Raw genomic sequence first — 17,676 nt, forward strand, 5'->3', positions numbered from 1 at the left:
AGTGCTTTTGCCGTTACGCACCACCCCGTCAGTAGCTGAACAGGAGGGACAGCTGATAGAAACAGAAGCCACTGGAGCACCTCAAAAACACCATCATACACTAAATCAGTAAGTTGGCAGCATCACCGGAATGGTGATACTGGGTTCCGTGTATTTAAACTTGACACATCCAATATTCGCCCGTGGGAAGCAACAGCGGAAAGCCTTTCACAACAACTTGATGCCTATATAAGCCCAATTATTGAAGGCCGTAGTGAAGAAGACCTACTTGCTGAATTAATGCTTAAGCGTGGCATTGACCTGAGCGTAAACGTTGAAACCCGGCAATTTGATGGGTTGACCGTTTCTTGTGTTGACGGTGGCAAATTGTTTACCTGCTTTACCAGTCAAATCCCTGCATCTTCAGTCGAAGAACTGACCAAGGGGATCCTTGACTGGCATAAAAGCTTGAAGGCTGGCAAAGATACTGTCTGCTATTTCCTTGATGATGCATTTGAAAATAACGTTGCTAAAACAAATCTTTGCGCCATTCTGGAACAACATGGCCTGACTAACCTGCACAGCCTGTAAGGGAATGAGATGAAACTACATTTTGAATCTGACCTTACCTATCAGCAAAACGCCATAACATCGGTCTGTGATTTGTTTGAAGGGCAAGAGAAATGGGAAAGCGAAATGACTGTGCTGGCCCCAGCTCAGGGTGCACTCTCATTTGAAGGCGCAACAGGTTCAATGCCTGTTAACCCACAAATACCCGAAGATGATGTACTGCTTAAAAATCTGAACAATGTTCAGTTAAAAAACCAGCTTCCACCTTCACCTGTCCTTGACAGTCATGATTTTACTGTTGAGATGGAAACAGGGACAGGTAAAACGTATGTTTACCTTCGCACCATGCTTGAGTTGAACAAACGCTACGGCATGAGTAAATTTATTATTGTTGTTCCTTCCGTTGCTATCAAGGAAGGCGTGTATAAAACACTACAAATCACTGAAGAACATTTCAAAAGCCTGTATGCGGGAGTTCCATACGAATACTATCTATATGACTCAGCAAAGCCTGCGGATGTTCGAAATTTTGCAACCAGTTCTGTTATGCAGATCATGGTAATGACTGTGGGTGCGATTAACAAAAAAGATGTTAACAAGCTCTATCAGTCCAGTGAAAAAACAACTGTGGACGATCTGGATAAGCCCATTGATTTAATCCGTGCTACACGTCCAATTATTATTGTCGATGAACCGCAAAGTGTTGATGGTGGCTTGAACGGTGCAGGTAAAACCGCACTTGATGCTATGCACCCTATGTTCACCTTACGCTATTCAGCAACGCATGTGCATAAACATCATATGGTCTATCGTCTCGATGCCATTGATGCTTACAATCAGAAGCTGGTCAAACAGATCGAAGTTGCCGGGCTTGAAGTCCAGAATGCAAGCAACAGCCCCTATGTAAAACTGGTCAGTATTAACAGTAATAAAAATAACATTAACGCGACTGTTATTGTTGATATAGCCGATAAAAAAGGGAGCGTAAATCGTTCTGAGATTACAGTGTATGACGGTATGACACTTGATGACGAAACAGGACGTGATATTTATCAGGGATACCGGATAAGCGAGATCCGCACGGGCAAAGAAGGCTATCTTACACTGGAAACGCCTTCTAATACATATTATATGAAAGTAGGTGATGTCGTAGGTGATATTGACCCTATGCTCATCCAGCGTCATATGATTAGACGTACAATCCGTGAACATCTGGATAAAGAACTTCGCCTGAATACTCAGCAAATCAAGGTTCTTACCCTGTTTTTCATTGATAAGGTTGATTTATATCGTCAGACCAATGAAGAAGGACTACGTGAACAGGGTGAATATGCCCGTATTTTTGAAGAAGAATATCTTAAAGCAATCAAAAGCCCTGCATATAAAGATTTACTCCCTTCTCATCCAGAACATGCTAAAGACGTTCATGATGGTTATTTCTCCATTGATAAAAAAGGTGCGTGGGCTGAAACAAGCGAAAGCAATAATACAGGCCGTGAAAATGCTGAACGTGGTTATAACCTCATCATGAAAAATAAAGAGAAGCTTTTGAGTTTCTCGAATCCAGTGAGGTTTATTTTTTCACACTCTGCTTTGAAAGAAGGCTGGGATAATCCAAATGTATTCCAGATCTGTAGCCTTCGTGAGATGGGGAGTGAACGCGAGCGCCGTCAGACATTAGGCCGTGGGCTTCGCCTGTGTGTTAACCAAGATGGTGAGCGTGTCCGGGATGACAGCATTAACATTCTGACTGTAGTTGCCAGTGAAAATTATCAAGCCTACGCCGAGCGCTTACAGTCTGAAATTGAGAACGAAACAGGCATCCGTTTTGGCATCGTCGAAAAAGATGCGTTTGCCCATCTGATCTTCTCTGATTCCTCACAAGTTGTGGGTATCGCCGGTTCACATGAGATTTGGTCTGAACTACAGACCGAAGGTTATCTGGAAAAATCGGGGAAAATCACAAAAGCCCTGAAAGAAGTGTTATTCGAAGACACTTTTGTTGTTAGTGAGAAGTATGCCTCACTACAGGAACAAATTGAAACTATCCTGCGTAAATCAGCAGGGCGACTCAATATAAACAATGCTGATGAGCGCAAAACCATCAAATACCGGAAAGAAGTCTTAAACAGCCCGGAATTCGAAGCGTTATGGCAGCGAATTTGTCAAAAAACACTGTACCGACTGGCATTTGACGAAAACGAATTGATTAAATCCTGTACGAAATCACTTTCTGAAATGCAGCCTGTAGCAAAAGCGATGGTCAGTTTCAGCAAAGCAACAATCAAACAAAGCCAGTCAGGTCTTGATGTTAAGACACAGTCTAATGGGACAACAAGCGCTGTTATTGATGTTGCTGAACAACCGCTGCCAGATATTCTTGGTGTTCTACAGGAAAAAACCGGACTGACAAGACGCAGTTTAAGCACCATCCTGAAAGAAAGTGGAAGACTCGTTGATTTTGCTAAAAACCCACAGCAGTTTATCAGTGAAGCTATAAGTCGAATCAACTATTGCAAACGCCTGTCAATTGTTGACGGTATTAAATATTATCCACTAAAAGGAGAGGTGTATGCGCAAAGTCTCTTTATTGATAAAGAGCTAACAGGATATGCCCGTAATCTTTTCGAAACCTCATTTAAGTGCGTTTACGAATATGTTCCTAAAGATTCTGAAGTCGAAAGCCGTTTCGCTCAGGAACTCGAAGAACAGGATGAAGTTAAGCTTTATGTAAAGCTTCCCGGTTGGTTTAAAATCCCGACACCACTAGGAACTTACAATCCTGACTGGGCTTTGGTTATTGAAGACAATGGTGAAGACCATATTTACTTTGTTGTTGAGACAAAAAGTAAACACGTTGGTCTTGGTAATGAAGAAGATGCGAAAATAACTTGTGGCAATGCGCATTTTATGTCACTCAAAGATCAGTTGATTAATCCTGCTAGATACATGCGCTCTACCAATCTAAATGAGGTTGTGAGCAGCATATAAAAGAAGGGGGCCAAGCGGCCCTTTCTTTTTATTTTTTGAATTAAACCAACTCGATTTCCGTGCCCTTACCCGCAGATAGTGGTGAGTGATTATTTCATGCTCAGGTCGAGACCTGTTATCAAAACTCTTTCAATTATAGTAAGTAAGAGTTAATCTCTTAATTTACAATTCTTATTGCAAAACATCTAACATTGTCCACTGAACAATTATTCCCGTCCTCAGTACAAGCATCAGACCCACTTGCGACCCAACCTTGTGCTGCCATTCCATTACTATTAATGTTGGATTGACAAATATCTCCATAATTACTACCACTAGAAACTAAAAATTGAGTTCTCTCAATTCTTGCAGAACTACTTTTCCACACACCATTAACACAAGATAAAATAGCCCCTTCTGGCGTTCTTCCCTGTAATCCATTAGGAGAACATCCCCATCCTACATTCGCTTGTCCATTTATATAAATAAATTCACCAGCATTTACTCTGCCATTAGCATCAATATTTCCTGTTGATTTTATATATCCACCATAGAAACCAGCGGATGTTTGGACATTTTTACCGCCATACGCATTTATTGTAGCTGTATCTCCCATATTCCAACCACCACCATACTTTTGGAAATAAATTCCTCCATCTCCTAATGTTCTAAACCAGTTTTGAGTATAGGTTTCAGAACGAGACGTTACAGTTGCGCCTGATAGGGTTTTGTTAGAATTTAAGTTCCCATTGACTTGTCCGTTTCCTGATACATTAAGATCAGAGGCTAATGTAGTAACTCCTGCTACGTTTAATGTTGCTCCAACGGTAGCAGTATTAGTTTCTAATATTCCTGTTGTTGTCGTTCCTGCTGCTGTTATATCCTGAGCATTATAGACACTTTGACCACCCATGTTAAGGTTTCCTGTCATTGGCAGTGTTCCATCTCGTCTTAAATAAACAGAATATAATGCACTATTAAACCCAACACGGAAAGCCAACTGTCCAGCGGAGGTAATATTATTGAAATTAGCAGAGGTTTCAGACCATTGACCACCATAACCGAAAGCATTTGATGTTGTTCTTGTCATGCCACTGTCAATACCCGCTTCCTGCATAGCTTTACCTAATAAATCGTAGCGAAGTTTTCCGCTTTCACTCCAAGGTAAAGTTGTTGTGATTAAGCCATTAACCACATAGTTAGGAGTAGCTCCTGAACGTTTTAACATTATCTTATAAGAAGATTTCTGGGCATTTATCCCGGTATATGATACTGGCAATAACCCTTCATTAATGAGTGTCTGATAAGTGATTTCACAACCTGAACCATTACAGGTACGGGGACCCGGATCGCTTGACTGACTACTGCTTGACGTCAGCGTAGAAAGCTTGTCATATCTGATATTGATATAGCCATTTACCGCCTCACCTATCTGCTTCATCTGTTGACCAACAGCCTTAGCCATAACATTTTCTTGTTCAGTTTTCATATCCTGAAAACGCATAAAAGCCATCATACTACCAACACCCAGCACCAAAATGAGTTCAAGTAATGAGAACCCTTTTTTATTTTGTTTTTTCATTTTCATCGTCCTTTTTGTTTCACGTACATATCAATTAACAAAAATAAAAAAGAGGTCAAGGTTGGTTAAGATATAATCCATAAAAAAGACTTAACAATAAATTTTAGGCGGGATAATTTTATCCATTATCGTCTTTTGTATGTTATCCTGCTTATGATTTTAAACACTCAGGATAAAAGATAATGACTTACGCTATTAAAACACTTAATAACATCCGTACCCTTCGCGCTCAGGCTCGAGAAACAGATCTGGCTACACTGGAAGAGATGCTGGAAAAATTAACTGCTATTGTTGAAGACAGACGCCAAGAAGAATCACTTGCACTGCAACAAAATGCTGAACGTCAGGCCAAAATTGAAGCGCTTCGTGCGCAACTGCTTGAAGATGGTATTGATCCATCTGAACTGCTGGGCAATCCTAAATCTTCCCGTCCGGCTGCTGTTCGTGCTCCTCGTCCTGCTAAATACAAGTACATTGACGAAAATGGTGATGAAAAGACGTGGACGGGTCAAGGTCGTACACCAAAAGCGATTGCTGCTGCACTCGAAGGTGGTAAAGTTCTTGAAGACTTTGCCATCTGAGTTTGGTTGTGATTTATTGCCACGGATGGCAGTAAAAATTGACTACCGCGCCCTCTGGGACTTGGTCAACAGCTCCCCAGCCTAAAACAAGTTTTAAGCCGGAGAGCTGTTCGGACGTGAAATGGTTTTATGGTCTGAATTTCTTGAGAACTCTTTCAATGTAGATTTGTCCATTTACTTTATACCGTTCGATATCATGTGTATGTAAGGATGGAACCTCCAACAACAAACCAAATAGTAATTGTTTATCTACCTCACTAATATCACAGTTTAAAACCTTGGCAACCTCTGCACCAAGAATTATTTTTTGTCGTGTGTTTTCTTTTTTGCTATCTCTTTTTTCTTTTGCTTTAAGGTAATTTAACTTATTTTGTGCTCCAGCAATTTTCTGCTCAAGAGTTTTCTTAATTTCCGTTCTGCTTCTATCACTCTGAAAAACATTGCCAGTCAGATAGGTGTTTTTTATTTCATCATCACTCATTCTTTTCTCCACTGATTTCTATGATTATAAGGGACATTACTTCTGAACTCATCATCTGAAAGTGCACGCTTAATTGATTTAATCCGAGATCGGAACTGTTGTTTTTCCTGTTTCTTTTTAAACTCAACTCTCACTTTTGTGATTATCTTTTCTGCTTCACTATACGCTTTTTCCAGATCCGTATAGATTCCATTATCAAGTAATCGCTTTGCCTCAAGATCGATAGCTTCATCGTTATTTTTATACATAAAACCTCCTTGTCTTTATTTCCTTAACACCAATTAGCATAATTAACGAATTAATCAATAGTATAGGAAGAATATTTTAATTATATATCTCCAAGTCTTTTAATTAACTTTCAAATTATCTCTATAGCTAACTATATTTAGAAGTGACAATGGTAAGCGTGGTAAATAGTAATAAAGGGCCAATAGGCCCTTTATTTAACACTCATGCGCACTCAGGAAGACTCAAAAGGTTATTAGGTTGTTCGCCATCATTTTGTGTTTTTAAGTATTTGTTACCAGAAGCGCTAACAGCAACAATCACCCACACTGAGTGTCCTCCTGCATTAACGTAAAATCTCCATTTCCCAGATTCTATTCCGCTTATAGCCTCTTGCTGTGTGAGCTTCCATCTGGTGCCATCAGCATTCTTACCGCCAATATGAGTTATCCTTTCATGAGCACTCTGGCGATTGCTTTTATTGATACATAACACTTGATGTTCGGACATTTTATCCTCGTTATAATTGCTGTATGTAATTAATAAACTGATCATCATTCCCAATGCATCAAACTGCTTTAAGAAATGATGCAGACTGAGTTTAGGCCATATCCTCACGATTTCCAGTCAACAAGAACCTGAATCGCGCACTTTGTAATTTATGCAACACAAGTGATAGCAACTACTAACTTAAAATATCTGATACTCTCCGCGTTACTTATTTTTGTTTATATATGATTTTCATTTCACCTTTCGGTTTTTCACCCTAGTTTTTAAACCTCACCTGTTAATTATATAACGGAGAAGTCATCTCTAAATTTAACTATTTTATTTATGTTTTAGTTTTTCCCGCCTTGCCGCGGGATAAATTAACACTCTTTTTGTCCTTCGGACGCTATCAAAACCCCATTTATGTAATATCGTGGAACACTTCGCCCTTTCATCCAGATTGCGCCGCTTAATTCGGCGGTTTGTTTTACAGCCATTCATATATTTAGTATTAATTAATAAAGGAAAGCCTTATACATTGCCGTTATTTTTGAGCCATTTATGGCGATAAAAAATAAAGCAATGCCCACTTACGCATTATCGCTTCGCTCTAATGCCGTGGGGTCTACCGACGGTTGCCTGCCGCAGGCTAAAACCGTTTCCTTCGAAAACAAAATCAAGGTCAACGTCAACCCCAGCGTTTTCCTTACGTAAAACGAAAAGCAGCATTTGGCATTGAGGAATATTTGGATGGCGATATACAGTTTTAAAATGGAGAACATCAGCAGAGGCGAAGGTCAGTCTTCGGTTAACTCTGCTGCATATCGTCATCGTAAAGTTTTCTTCGATAACAGAACAGGTGAAGTGTGTGGGCGCAAAACAGCACATAAAAAGGACCTTGCCTTTGCGCAGATTTTTGCACCTGAAAATACTCCACCTGACCTGATTGTTGACAGTGAAACACTCTGGAATGCTGTTGAAGCCTCAGAGAAGAGAAAAGATGCCCGTCTTGCCAAAGAGTTTAAAATTGCTCTCCCCGCAGAGCTAGCACCAGAACAGAACATTGAACTCACCGCAGCTTTTGTTCTTGAGCACTTTACCAAGCAAGGCATCATAGCCGATGTTGTTATCCACGATATTAATGGTCATAACCCGCATATCCATATCATGGGAACAACCCGTGAGGTTCTCTCTACCGGCTTTGGTAAAAAGATCCGTGAGTGGGATAAGCCTGAAACCCTTGATATCTGGCGTAAAGGCTGGCAGAACATCTGTAATGGGTTCCTTGAGCTGTATGGTCATGATGAACGCGTTGATCACCGTTCTATCAGAGTTCAGTATGAAGAAGCCCTTGAACAGGCTACTGTTGCCGCTACCAATGAAGAGAAAGCGATCTGGCTGGCTAAAGCTATTGAAACGAACCGCGATCCAATACTTCATATCCCTCGTGATCGCTGGGGCACTGTAGCCGCTCAGGAACAACGTGCTGCAGAGCAAGCCATACGTGATGAGCTGAAAAAAGAAGCTGTTGAAGCCTACTTTGCCTTTAAAGATCTACCATTAGACATCGTTGTTGATGTTGCCAGCTTTAGGGTTCATGCACTGGCTGAACCGGAAGAAATTGTTATCCCTGATAACACAGGTAGAGCTTCATCTACAGGCTCGCAGAAACCTATGCTGGTGGCTCCTGCACCTCATACACGCACTACGCTGAAAACCACATCCTCTTCAGCAGCCAGAGCACTTAAACGCGCTCCAGTCAAAGTTAAGAGGAAGAAAGTTGAACCTCGTCAGAGCGGTGTGTTCAAGCGCTTCACCTTACTGGTAGTAGATTTTATCAGAGAGAAATTCATCTGGGTCAAGAATAAGCCAGCTCCTGTTTCAGTAGATACTGAGCACGATAAGCGTATAGCTGAAAACTATGTCTTCGATGAGGTTCAGGGTATCTATGTATTACGCGCTGAGCATGATAGACGTACCAGATTGAACAGTGATGACTACAAGCCAACAAAGGATGAGATCAGACGTTTCCCAAGTCGACCGCTTAAGCCTGAACAAACAGATAACGATTTTGATTCCATACCAACACTGACGGCAGACAGAAAAAAGCCAGTACCTAAAATGAAGCCACCGGATTTTTATAATCATTGAATATAAACCATACCCAGTGGGAGGATAATAACTTGACTCGTAAAATCCCTATGAAATGTTTACCATGTTTAGATTTCATATAATTTGATGAGCACCATTAACAGGCCAAAATACTCGCAAAATTCAACAATGATGATTACAAGCCTTCCAAAGAAAGCTCATTCTCTTTCCAATTCATTCAAAGCAGATAATTTTTTATTTCGATAACAACACAAGTCTGACTCTATCGAGTTGAGCAACGTAAACTAAAGGATCACCATCTAAAATAAATCCATTCTAAAAATATTCAATTATAATTCATGCGTGCACTAGCTAAATCACAGAGATATTTATTTTTATATTCGTTATGCTCTAAAACCATATATGCAGGACAATTCCTACATGTAGAGTTTAAAACACATTTACCACACTTACTGTCATAATATATCTTATGCAATTGTTCACTGATAGAATTTAACTCTGCCCATACATCATTAATGTTTCCGTCTATAATATTACATTGTTTTTTTCTGTATATGGCACAAATAGATGCGCGACCGAACTGGTCAATAAACAGACTCGAATATCCTCCTGAACATTTCTTAAAATAGTCTAAATTATCCATTGCTAGATTATCACTTTTAATTATCCTTTTCATTGCAAGTTCATTTTCAATCCTAACAATTTCATTCGGTTCCAATCTCTCATTTAGATTATTTTGATAATTCAATGATGGAATAAGATATGTGTTTATCTCAATTTTGTTTTCCGAAAAGAAAGCTAGATCCGTCGAAGATACAGATATTGATTTACATAGGGTTAACCCTTTGTACATTGTAATACCTAATTGTTCTAACCTGACTATATTAGACATTATCCTATCAAGGTTAGCTCTTTTATTTTTAGCAAAGCCAATAAGCTCGCTATTATTTTTCCCGTATATAGATACAGAAACAGAACTTGGTGGATATTTACCGAACAGTTCAAAATGTTTTTCAGTCATTAAACTTGCATTAGTAAATAGTGAAATCTCAAGTCCCTGCTGGTGAATGAAGGTATATAATGAAATAAAGTCTTTATAAAGAAGAGGCTCACCTCCAGTAATAATTAATTTCCTGCATCCTTTTAACATTAATTTATTTATCACGATTTTCCATTCGTTCACACCTAGTCCAGCTGAGGTTTTATTATCAAGATAACAGTGCGGACATTTAAAATTACATGATGTTATAATTTCAATTGTAGCCGATGTTAAGTTTTTCATTGCTCCTCCGTAACCCCAGAAATTCTACGTTGTGCTAACTCACACATAAAATCTATTGGTTTAGATGAATTCCCATGTTCTAAATTGGCATATGCAGCACACCATCTGCAAATGGATTTTTTCTCGCATGTAGAGCATTTGCTATTGATATAATAACTTTGCATTTTATTATGTGAATCTCTCAGATATTTTATTATAGTTTTCTCATCATTACTCAAAAAACTAATTTTATCTTCCACATATAAAGAACATATAGATGCGTATCCTTCAGCATCTATTGAAAGGCTATTAATTCCACCTCCACATTTAATACATGCTTGAGAAGTCATATTAGATATCGATTTCCTCCAAAAAGTTATAGTTTCTGGATCACTATGTTCGAAACTAATAATATCATCAATACTAGCTCTTTGAGATAGTTTACCTCTCATTAAATCTTTTTGCGGGAAAATTATTGCATCATACATAATTTCTTTTTTATAAATTCTCGCAATATCATCAAACCTACCTTTCAAAGCTGCGGGTATGGTTTCTTTGCTAAGAATTGATTTTAGCATGAAATCAATATTATTAGAAAGTAAAAAACTCAGATTATCAATAACTTTTCTAAACGCGGTTTTATTTATAGTGAACTTTTCGTATTCGTCAGTACTAGTTCCATATAACGTAACCATAATAACTTTGGGTGGATATTTAATAAGAAGATTCTTAGTTATATCCGTTATGTAAGATAAATTTGACATAACCGAGATGATAAATCCTTTATTTTTTGCATACAAATATATTTCATTAAATCTTTTATATAAAAAAACCTCTCCACCTGTAAATGTTAAGTATAAAACTCCCATATTGTATAATTTATCGATACATGCAATAACATCATTATAATCCATATGAACTTTATTCGATGGGCAATAACAATGTAGACATTTAAAATTACAATGCTGAGTTAACTCAATACTTGCGGTTATCAAACATTCTCTTTGTAATGCTTTTTCTTTCAAGGAATCATGATTCATTTAGCTTGCCATATATTTTATCTAATACGTTTTGAATTTGAATATCATCAAATCCGTATTTCTTTTCCAACTTGTGGCTGTTTATTTCAGTTGAATACATTAAAACATCAAACACTAGCTCATTAACATTATAGCACTTATTATTAGATTGATTGATGACAATATATTCATCCATTATCCTTCTAGGTACATATACGCTTTTCATCTTAATTCATAATCATCCAATATAAAATAAGAGCAACAGTCGCATTGCTCTTATTAGATTTATTTTATTTCAACATTGGTTATATCCATCATCTGGGCTAGGGCCCCAACATCCGAGAGTCTTTCTTTTGGATACTGGGTCAATATCCTTTACTTCCTCAAACTCACAGATCTCAATCTCGTAGATATCTATAGTTTGTTGCTCATTAATATCCATCTTGCTCCCTCTTCACATGATACATTGACTAAATGTATATCTCTTGCATAAGAACACATTGACATTAGTCAAAAAAAAATGATTCTGAAGGAAATAGAAAGATTTGTTGTAAAAATTTCATTTTATCCTATGAACAGAGAAATATAATTACGTGATCTACATCTCAAAAACACTATCGAAAAATGAAATGCTGAGAATATCGATCAACTTTGATGTAACCAGCAAATATCATTTACTATTACCTAAACAAATAGAGAATGTATAAAAAATGAACAATGATGATACGGATGAAAAAAAATATCGGATATTGCGCCAGCAAAATCTTGATGCTTGGACAGGTGAAGGATACGCAAGAGCGTGGGAGCAACTGAATCATATTTTTGATATGCTCAACAAAGAAAATCTTTTCCCGGCACCACCTGCAAAATTTCTTGAACTTGGTTGTGGCAATGCAGCGATGTCTTCGCAACTGATGGCGAAAAAAAGTTATGATGTTTACGGCATCGATATATCTCCAACAGCAATAACATGGGCTAATGAGCGATTTTCATCATTAAACCTGAAAGGTAGTTTTTATGTTGATAATGTTTGCAATATTTCTCATTTCCCCTCCGAAAGCTTTGATATTATTTATGATGGAAGTTGCTTGCATTGCATCATTGGCGAAGACAGATTAACTTGCTTCGCAGAAATGAAACGTCTGATTAAACCAGATGGTAGTTTAATAATTTCTACAATGTGTGGCCTACCTAAGCAGCAAGAAGATATCAATAACTATGACCTTGATAGCTATCAACTCAATCATGAAGGTCAACCATGGCGTACACTAAAACCTCTTGACTGTCTCAAGGAAGAAATAACTAAATCAGGATTTTCTATCAATTATATTCATGTTAATGAGAATCCTTGGTTGGATCATGCTACTATTGCCTTTAAAAAAAATAAATGATAATTTGTTTGACATCTGTATTATGTATATAGATCTCTAAAATGACATTAATATAATTTCTTTTTATATTTGTTAGCAGGATAGTACATATGAACAAACCATTAACCTTACTGGCTTTAGTCGTTTCTGTCACTGGCTGCGCCCCACTTCATCCAGCTGATTGCCATAAAACAACAGCTCTCGGCAGTTGTAGCTCCGGTCGTTTCACCGATAATAATGAATATGGAAAACAGGCCAGAGCGATTAAAGATGCTATCGAATCACAACTTGCTCAAAGGTATGCTTGGTCTGGTAAAAAGTGTATATTGCATTTGGATTTTGCTTATGATGGAAAACTTAAAAACATTGAAGTAAGGGATGGCAATAAGCATTATTGTGCTGCATTAAAAGTTGCGGCTGAGCAGGCAACATTTCCACTATTCCCGAACGAGAGCATATACAATGCTTTCGCGGAATCCCGATTCAATCTTCAAGGGGAATAACCAATTTAAACGTTAACCTCACAGCATCAACTGATTTTTACTTATATTATAAATCTGAGGATTTGTGAAAGTATTAGAAAACACATAACAACTGCGCCCCTTAATATGCCACCCGAAATCTTTTTCTCTACATCTCTCTCTGTTGGAACTTATTAACATACAAGCTGAAAAATCGTATGAGGTGATAAGCAAAACGATAACACGGTCTCTCCAACAATAATCTGCAAATTTCATTTTACTGGAAGTTATGGAATTAATCTCTCTCTTTCTGAGTCGTCCTTAAATAATGGCCTAAGGGCGTTCATAGTTTGGAACTTACTCCACCAATGCCTTCCTGAAAAAATACATTAAAGCTAATACCTTCCGGCTACAGAAAACAAGAATAAAATACTCTTTTTAATTCACCGTCAGTTATGTATATTATCTAGATTAATATACTCACTCTACCAAGGACACATGTTGTTAACGATTAACGAAATCAAAGATGAAGCTACAATGTTTCGAAAATTGATCGAGAACTGTGACAAAAAGAACACCAGCCTTGTTATAGACTGTTTTCCTGTTATGAGTTGTAAACTTTCTTCGATGCTTCTTTCTTATCACTTCCTGATGATATGGCCTGACCTTGAAATTAAAGGAGTAAGTGCAGCCACAGGCAAAAATGATCGGATAACTCACTACTGGCTTGAAATCAATGATATTGTTGTTGATATAACAGGAGACCAATATAATCTCATCAATGATTACGAACTTACTAATAAAATTATAAAGGGCAGACCATTCCCCTCAATACATGTTTCGCATAATAATGAAAGCTATCTCTACAATATATTTAAAATCAAGGAAACACACTCATTTGTCTACGGCTTCCCTGAAATAGCTGATGATTTCATTGATGAAATGGCTCATGGGTATAATCAATTATTATATAAATGATAAACTATTATAGTGAAAAAAATTAATATTAATCTTTCATCCAACGGGAACCTAGAAGACAACACAATATTGGTCTTAAATTAAAAAAACCATAGAGTAAGTTGTTCTCTATGGTTTTTTACAATGCATTAGAATAACACATTAAATATCCAAACCACTATAGACGCTATCTGGATATTGATGAGGCCCTTTATTTGTGCTTGAAGAATAAGTCGCACAATAGTTATCTAAAGCATATTTGATAATTTTTGGCTGGAACGAAACAGAGACAGTATAGTGGTCTGCATCCAGTAATGGTTTAGGAATAAAATTCCGATCCACCTTCCTATCACCGTCCAGATTTGCGATGACCACAGGGAGATTAAACTCAATAATGAGATCTATTTCATGCGCAAGGAATGAGTCACCATCACCACCTTTTCTCTTCGCATCGCTGCTCCCAAGAAGTACAACCTGTTTAGCGTTTTTCATACGCTCACGGAGATTTTTCTTTATCGTTTCTGGTTTGCTCGTATCTCTTGAAATAAAAAGGTCGTGTGCATCAAAAAAGTTGAAGTCAATGTTCTCATTTGCTTTCCACGCCTCCATTAGACGATAAGAACTTATATTTTCACTCGCAAACGCTACATATGTTTTATTACGATAGCTCATACAATCTCCATATCACACTAAACAACAGATGCCAACTTGTTAAAAATACATTATACTTTATACTTGGTAAACATTTTTTATGAAAAATCATATCAAACACATTCAGGCAACATAAAATCAACCTAGCTGGCACAAAAAATGGCAAAAGTTAACTTTTTCGACACGCGTATAGTTAAAAAATTTTCAGACTACACATCAACAATAAGCACTATTTTTTCACTTTTATTGATTTTTGTTGACATTCCAACAGAAAATAAAATCACGCTTGGGATTATATTCTTATTCACTTTATCATTGTTGTATTTTGGAATTTGGTTGAAATCAAATAATCTTACGGAAGTTAATTTAGATGTAGAGGGAAGTATTGTTACTGTAAAAGCTGGGGATCTATTTCTACAAGACGGATTCAAGGTTATAGCTTTTAATGAATACTTTGACACTCAAGTTGATGACAATATTATCTCTCATAAATCCCTTAATGGGTTATACATTGACAACCATTTATCAGGTCCTATCTCTGATTTAGACCAGCGTGTTTCAAATTATAAATTTGATGAAGATGAAATCCTTGAAGTCAACCAAGAAAGAAAGGTAGGCAAGAAACAAAAATATTCGTTAGGAACTATCTTCGTAAATGAAGATTATCTATTAACTGCTTTTTCAAAATTTGATGATAAAAATAGAGCGTTTCTTACCATGCCTGACTATTTAGGTTTTTTAATAAATTTCTGGGACAAGGTAAATCGTATATATGCTCAAAAAAGCGTTTCGGTTCCTATCTTTGGTTCTGGAATAACACGAATAAAAGAACATAAGAATATAAGCGATGAAGATTTGCTTAAAATAATGTTGTGGACATTTAGAATCAGTGAGATGCGATTTAAGTTTCCGGCAAAGCTTACTATTGTCATTCACAAAGATAAAATTGATAAAATAAATTTATTGGACATTAAATCAGCAAGAAATGGTCTTTAGTCAGACGTATTATGGGCGATAAATTGTTTTTCGCCCATAATATAATAATTTCCGTGCTACATTCTTCGTCTGAAAACAACATTATCAGAGAAAATTGCCTTACCTGCGACAAACCCAACAACCGCAATGATTGGCAGGCTGATAGTAGCTCCCGCCATGCCTGTAGACATTCCGATCAGTATAGACAGGCCGAAGGTCAATAATATAACTACGAAAGCATACCAGCCGGGGTAGGCTCCATATAAAACAGTCGCCATGCAGCCAGTGCAGACGTGAACTCCGCGTTGGCTTTCTTTCAGACAAAACGGACACTGAATAGTTTTGTTTTCCATGATAGCCCCTTAAATCGCTTTCCAGCCATTGCTGGTTTTAACAAGATTAATCATGCCTTCTTCAGGTTCATTCATACCCTTGACGCTGGAGAACGCTTTTTTGTCCACCCATGAAGGAACATCCGTTAGCTTCCATATATAAGACACGCGAACAACTTTCTGATTACCGTTTCCCGGTTCGGTCCATTCCTTTATCTCAGCAACTTCCCGATGACCGACACAGGCCCCTTTCTCACGGTCCCAAAACTCAACTTCTTGGCCTTTATCTGTTACTTCCAGAACATCAACACTGCTAAAGCCATTTGCCTGTTGCGAAACAGTGAGCAGCCCTTGTTCAGCAAGTCCTTTCAGGATTTCATCACTGGCACTGTATCCGGCAGAACGGTAGCCACGGTTAACCTTAATCGGAAAACCTTTGTTGAATACAATGTCGTTGTCCTGCAGGGAGTAGCACAGCTTTGACTGTGATATTTTCCCGTTGATCGCTTTCTCAAAGTCGCCTTTTTCACCGCATCCCGATACAAGAGCAGCAAGACCCGCCACGAGTAAAAATTTACGCATAGTGTTATCCCAGAATTAATGATTGATTGTGCCGTTTCTCAGAACAACCAGACGAACTGCCATATCGGCGTTGTTGACGGTAGCGAACCCACGGACTTCGAAATTATTTACAGTTCCGGTGACGCTGATTTTCTGGCCTTTCTTATAGGTAAGAACTGCATCATCAATACCAGAGTAGTAATCCAGCCATACCATGCCACCGCAGTAGCTTGTATCGGCTGTTTTAAAGAGCAGGTAATAGTTAGGGGCTGTTTTGGGCATTCCCGTCATCATATCGCTGGCACTTCTGCCCTTCGTAACTTCCAGAACAGTGGCATTGGTGATAGAGATCCTTTTGCCAGTCCACTGTTTCTCTGCCGCCATTGCGTTTTCTTCATAGTCTTTGCAGACAGCACCAAGGCCAGATACAGACGATACCGGGCCAAGGCTTTGAGTGGTGGCGGTGCCCCCCAGCGCTTTACCTACTGAAGACAACGAAGAACTGATTGCTCCATTAACTGTATTCACACCATCGTTGAGCTGCTGGCATCCTGTCAGTGCGGCAGCAGACAGCAGTAGAGGCATCACTATCCGTAATTTCATATCTATCCCCAATGTGTGGAAACTTTATGTCAAAGACAGCCCTACCCATAGGTTGGTCTCTCTGGGCTGTAAAAAAGCATTAATCAATTGATAAGATTCAATTTATTTTTCTGTTCGTCATATCGTTTGTATCGATCGAATTCAAATCATTTGATAGATTAAAACTATCATATATCTATAATCGATCGATATAAACAATTAAAACACCGATCAATTGACGCTAATTTGATAGTTAAAATCTATTAAATGCAGTTTATTGATCTTTTATATCGATCAATAAGAGGGTAATGTACACGAAGAGCCATGTCAGTAGCTGTTTGCACATGGATGGAGATAGAAAGGTATAGGTCGGAACAGATAATACCCTGTCGACCATTACGCAGACAGGTATTGTTAGATCTCAGGTAATGTAGCTATCTTCAGATATGGTGTTGTAAAAACCTGTATGCAACGCATGTTTTAATATACTGTTTCATATGGAATGGTAGCTACCATTC

General features: G+C 38.0%; 18 protein-coding genes and 1 pseudogene. 8 read left to right on the forward strand and 11 right to left on the reverse strand.

What is annotated here, in order from left to right:
* On the reverse strand, window positions 1–72 hold a 72-nt coding region (locus ACHHZ7_RS00005; protein ID WP_001568368.1), incomplete at its 3' end, for an IS1 family transposase.
* A gap of 57 nt (window positions 73–129) precedes the next feature.
* On the opposite strand from ACHHZ7_RS00005, the pseudogene ACHHZ7_RS00010 reads away from it, so the two are divergent.
* Both ACHHZ7_RS00010 and ACHHZ7_RS00015 read left to right on the forward strand, forming a co-directional pair.
* Window positions 130–570 (forward strand): annotated as a pseudogene (locus ACHHZ7_RS00010) (site-specific DNA-methyltransferase); the annotation flags it as partial.
* Between the two features lie 9 nt (window positions 571–579).
* On the forward strand, window positions 580–3,540 hold the full coding sequence (locus ACHHZ7_RS00015) for a type III restriction-modification system endonuclease (protein WP_063941852.1): 2,961 nt from the start codon (window positions 580–582) through the stop codon (window positions 3,538–3,540).
* Between the two features lie 157 nt (window positions 3,541–3,697).
* On the opposite strand, the gene pilV is transcribed toward ACHHZ7_RS00015, so the two are convergent.
* On the reverse strand, window positions 3,698–5,101 hold the full coding sequence (gene pilV, locus ACHHZ7_RS00020) for a shufflon system plasmid conjugative transfer pilus tip adhesin PilV (protein WP_080470572.1): 1,404 nt from the start codon (window positions 5,099–5,101) through the stop codon (window positions 3,698–3,700).
* A gap of 182 nt (window positions 5,102–5,283) precedes the next feature.
* On the opposite strand from pilV, the gene ACHHZ7_RS00025 reads away from it, so the two are divergent.
* A complete protein-coding gene (locus ACHHZ7_RS00025; RefSeq protein WP_032667101.1) occupies window positions 5,284–5,682 on the forward strand; it encodes an H-NS family nucleoid-associated regulatory protein in 399 nt (132 codons plus the stop codon).
* Between the two features lie 127 nt (window positions 5,683–5,809).
* Here the strand turns inward: ACHHZ7_RS00025 and ACHHZ7_RS00030 are convergent, their stop codons facing one another.
* From ACHHZ7_RS00030 to ACHHZ7_RS00040, 3 genes are all read right to left on the reverse strand, one after another.
* On the reverse strand, window positions 5,810–6,163 hold the full coding sequence (locus tag ACHHZ7_RS00030; RefSeq protein WP_032667102.1) for a conjugal transfer protein TraD: 354 nt from the start codon (window positions 6,161–6,163) through the stop codon (window positions 5,810–5,812).
* Window positions 6,160–6,411 carry a hypothetical protein gene (locus tag ACHHZ7_RS00035; RefSeq protein ID WP_032667103.1) on the reverse strand — a complete coding sequence of 84 codons (252 nt, stop codon included), beginning with the start codon at window positions 6,409–6,411 and terminating at the stop codon, window positions 6,160–6,162. Before ACHHZ7_RS00035 ends, ACHHZ7_RS00030 begins: the two co-directional genes overlap by 4 nt.
* Before the next feature lie 202 nt (window positions 6,412–6,613).
* Window positions 6,614–6,898: a DUF3892 domain-containing protein gene (locus ACHHZ7_RS00040; protein WP_032667201.1), complete on the reverse strand. Its 285-nt coding sequence runs from the start codon at window positions 6,896–6,898 to the stop codon at window positions 6,614–6,616.
* 729 nt (window positions 6,899–7,627) lie between these two features.
* Here ACHHZ7_RS00040 and mobQ point away from each other — a divergent pair.
* Entirely contained in the window at window positions 7,628–9,028 is a 1,401-nt protein-coding gene (mobQ, locus tag ACHHZ7_RS00045; protein WP_060682406.1) for a MobQ family relaxase, read from the forward strand.
* Window positions 9,029–9,314: 286 nt separating this feature from the next.
* Here the strand turns inward: mobQ and ACHHZ7_RS00050 are convergent, their stop codons facing one another.
* Together ACHHZ7_RS00050 and ACHHZ7_RS00055 are read right to left on the reverse strand one after the other, a co-directional pair.
* Complete coding sequence (locus ACHHZ7_RS00050; RefSeq protein ID WP_063941851.1) at window positions 9,315–10,271, reverse strand: radical SAM protein; 957 nt, start codon at window positions 10,269–10,271, stop codon at window positions 9,315–9,317.
* A complete protein-coding gene (locus ACHHZ7_RS00055) occupies window positions 10,268–11,290 on the reverse strand; it encodes a radical SAM protein (protein ID WP_063941850.1) in 1,023 nt (340 codons plus the stop codon). Before ACHHZ7_RS00055 ends, ACHHZ7_RS00050 begins: the two co-directional genes overlap by 4 nt.
* Window positions 11,291–11,979: 689 nt before the next feature.
* Here ACHHZ7_RS00055 and ACHHZ7_RS00060 point away from each other — a divergent pair.
* The 3 genes from ACHHZ7_RS00060 to ACHHZ7_RS00070 all read left to right on the forward strand — a co-directional run bounded on the left by ACHHZ7_RS00060 (window position 11,980) and on the right by ACHHZ7_RS00070 (window position 14,078).
* Window positions 11,980–12,660, forward strand: a complete 681-nt coding sequence (locus ACHHZ7_RS00060) for a class I SAM-dependent methyltransferase (RefSeq protein ID WP_063941849.1) — start codon at window positions 11,980–11,982, stop codon at window positions 12,658–12,660.
* 89 nt (window positions 12,661–12,749) lie between these two features.
* Window positions 12,750–13,142, forward strand: coding sequence for a cell envelope integrity TolA C-terminal domain-containing protein (locus ACHHZ7_RS00065; RefSeq protein WP_060682410.1), 393 nt, complete (start codon window positions 12,750–12,752; stop codon window positions 13,140–13,142).
* 456 nt (window positions 13,143–13,598) lie between these two features.
* Window positions 13,599–14,078: a hypothetical protein gene (locus ACHHZ7_RS00070; protein WP_225623074.1), complete on the forward strand. Its 480-nt coding sequence runs from the start codon at window positions 13,599–13,601 to the stop codon at window positions 14,076–14,078.
* A 141-nt stretch (window positions 14,079–14,219) separates the two neighbouring features.
* Here ACHHZ7_RS00070 and ACHHZ7_RS00075 read toward each other — a convergent pair whose 3' ends face one another.
* The gene (locus tag ACHHZ7_RS00075; protein WP_000122167.1) at window positions 14,220–14,729 is read right to left on the reverse strand and encodes a TIR domain-containing protein; all 510 of its coding nucleotides are present in this window, start codon (window positions 14,727–14,729) and stop codon (window positions 14,220–14,222) included.
* Window positions 14,730–14,867: 138 nt separating this feature from the next.
* Here ACHHZ7_RS00075 and ACHHZ7_RS00080 point away from each other — a divergent pair, with 138 nt between their 5' ends.
* Window positions 14,868–15,704, forward strand: a complete 837-nt coding sequence (locus ACHHZ7_RS00080) for a macro domain-containing protein (protein WP_001151472.1) — start codon at window positions 14,868–14,870, stop codon at window positions 15,702–15,704.
* Between the two features lie 56 nt (window positions 15,705–15,760).
* Here ACHHZ7_RS00080 and ACHHZ7_RS00085 read toward each other — a convergent pair whose 3' ends face one another.
* The 3 genes from ACHHZ7_RS00085 to ACHHZ7_RS00095 are packed head-to-tail and all read right to left on the reverse strand — an operon-like array spanning window position 15,761 to window position 17,179.
* The gene (locus tag ACHHZ7_RS00085; RefSeq protein WP_060682411.1) at window positions 15,761–16,036 is read right to left on the reverse strand and encodes a hypothetical protein; all 276 of its coding nucleotides are present in this window, start codon (window positions 16,034–16,036) and stop codon (window positions 15,761–15,763) included.
* A 9-nt stretch (window positions 16,037–16,045) separates the two neighbouring features.
* Window positions 16,046–16,597: a lipoprotein gene (locus ACHHZ7_RS00090; RefSeq protein WP_060682412.1), complete on the reverse strand. Its 552-nt coding sequence runs from the start codon at window positions 16,595–16,597 to the stop codon at window positions 16,046–16,048.
* Between the two features lie 15 nt (window positions 16,598–16,612).
* Window positions 16,613–17,179, reverse strand: coding sequence for a hypothetical protein (locus ACHHZ7_RS00095; protein ID WP_060682413.1), 567 nt, complete (start codon window positions 17,177–17,179; stop codon window positions 16,613–16,615).
* Window positions 17,180–17,676 lie beyond the last annotated feature (497 nt).

The sequence above is a fragment of the Citrobacter freundii complex sp. 2024EL-00216 genome (genome assembly GCF_043945515.1).
GTDB classification, from domain to species: domain Bacteria; phylum Pseudomonadota; class Gammaproteobacteria; order Enterobacterales; family Enterobacteriaceae; genus Citrobacter; species Citrobacter portucalensis.

Bases quoted from the DNA above. Each gene is read 5' to 3' on its own strand.
- ACHHZ7_RS00090 (WP_060682412.1), bottom strand. From the start codon at position 16,597: ATGCGTAAATTTTTACTCGTGGCGGGTCTTGCTGCTCTTGTATCGGGA.
- ACHHZ7_RS00025 (WP_032667101.1), top strand. From the start codon at position 5,284: ATGACTTACGCTATTAAAACACTTAATAACATCCGTACCCTTCGCGCT.
- ACHHZ7_RS00015 (WP_063941852.1), top strand. From the start codon at position 580: ATGAAACTACATTTTGAATCTGACCTTACCTATCAGCAAAACGCCATA.
- ACHHZ7_RS00035 (WP_032667103.1), bottom strand. From the start codon at position 6,411: ATGTATAAAAATAACGATGAAGCTATCGATCTTGAGGCAAAGCGATTA.
- ACHHZ7_RS00040 (WP_032667201.1), bottom strand. From the start codon at position 6,898: ATGTCCGAACATCAAGTGTTATGTATCAATAAAAGCAATCGCCAGAGT.
- ACHHZ7_RS00055 (WP_063941850.1), bottom strand. From the start codon at position 11,290: ATGAATCATGATTCCTTGAAAGAAAAAGCATTACAAAGAGAATGTTTG.
- ACHHZ7_RS00060 (WP_063941849.1), top strand. From the start codon at position 11,980: ATGAACAATGATGATACGGATGAAAAAAAATATCGGATATTGCGCCAG.
- ACHHZ7_RS00075 (WP_000122167.1), bottom strand. From the start codon at position 14,729: ATGAGCTATCGTAATAAAACATATGTAGCGTTTGCGAGTGAAAATATA.
- ACHHZ7_RS00080 (WP_001151472.1), top strand. From the start codon at position 14,868: ATGGCAAAAGTTAACTTTTTCGACACGCGTATAGTTAAAAAATTTTCA.
- ACHHZ7_RS00070 (WP_225623074.1), top strand. From the start codon at position 13,599: ATGTTGTTAACGATTAACGAAATCAAAGATGAAGCTACAATGTTTCGA.
- ACHHZ7_RS00030 (WP_032667102.1), bottom strand. From the start codon at position 6,163: ATGAGTGATGATGAAATAAAAAACACCTATCTGACTGGCAATGTTTTT.
- ACHHZ7_RS00050 (WP_063941851.1), bottom strand. From the start codon at position 10,271: ATGAAAAACTTAACATCGGCTACAATTGAAATTATAACATCATGTAAT.
- ACHHZ7_RS00065 (WP_060682410.1), top strand. From the start codon at position 12,750: ATGAACAAACCATTAACCTTACTGGCTTTAGTCGTTTCTGTCACTGGC.
- ACHHZ7_RS00095 (WP_060682413.1), bottom strand. From the start codon at position 17,179: ATGAAATTACGGATAGTGATGCCTCTACTGCTGTCTGCTGCCGCACTG.
- ACHHZ7_RS00085 (WP_060682411.1), bottom strand. From the start codon at position 16,036: ATGGAAAACAAAACTATTCAGTGTCCGTTTTGTCTGAAAGAAAGCCAA.
- mobQ (WP_060682406.1), top strand. From the start codon at position 7,628: ATGGCGATATACAGTTTTAAAATGGAGAACATCAGCAGAGGCGAAGGT.
- pilV (WP_080470572.1), bottom strand. From the start codon at position 5,101: ATGAAAAAACAAAATAAAAAAGGGTTCTCATTACTTGAACTCATTTTG.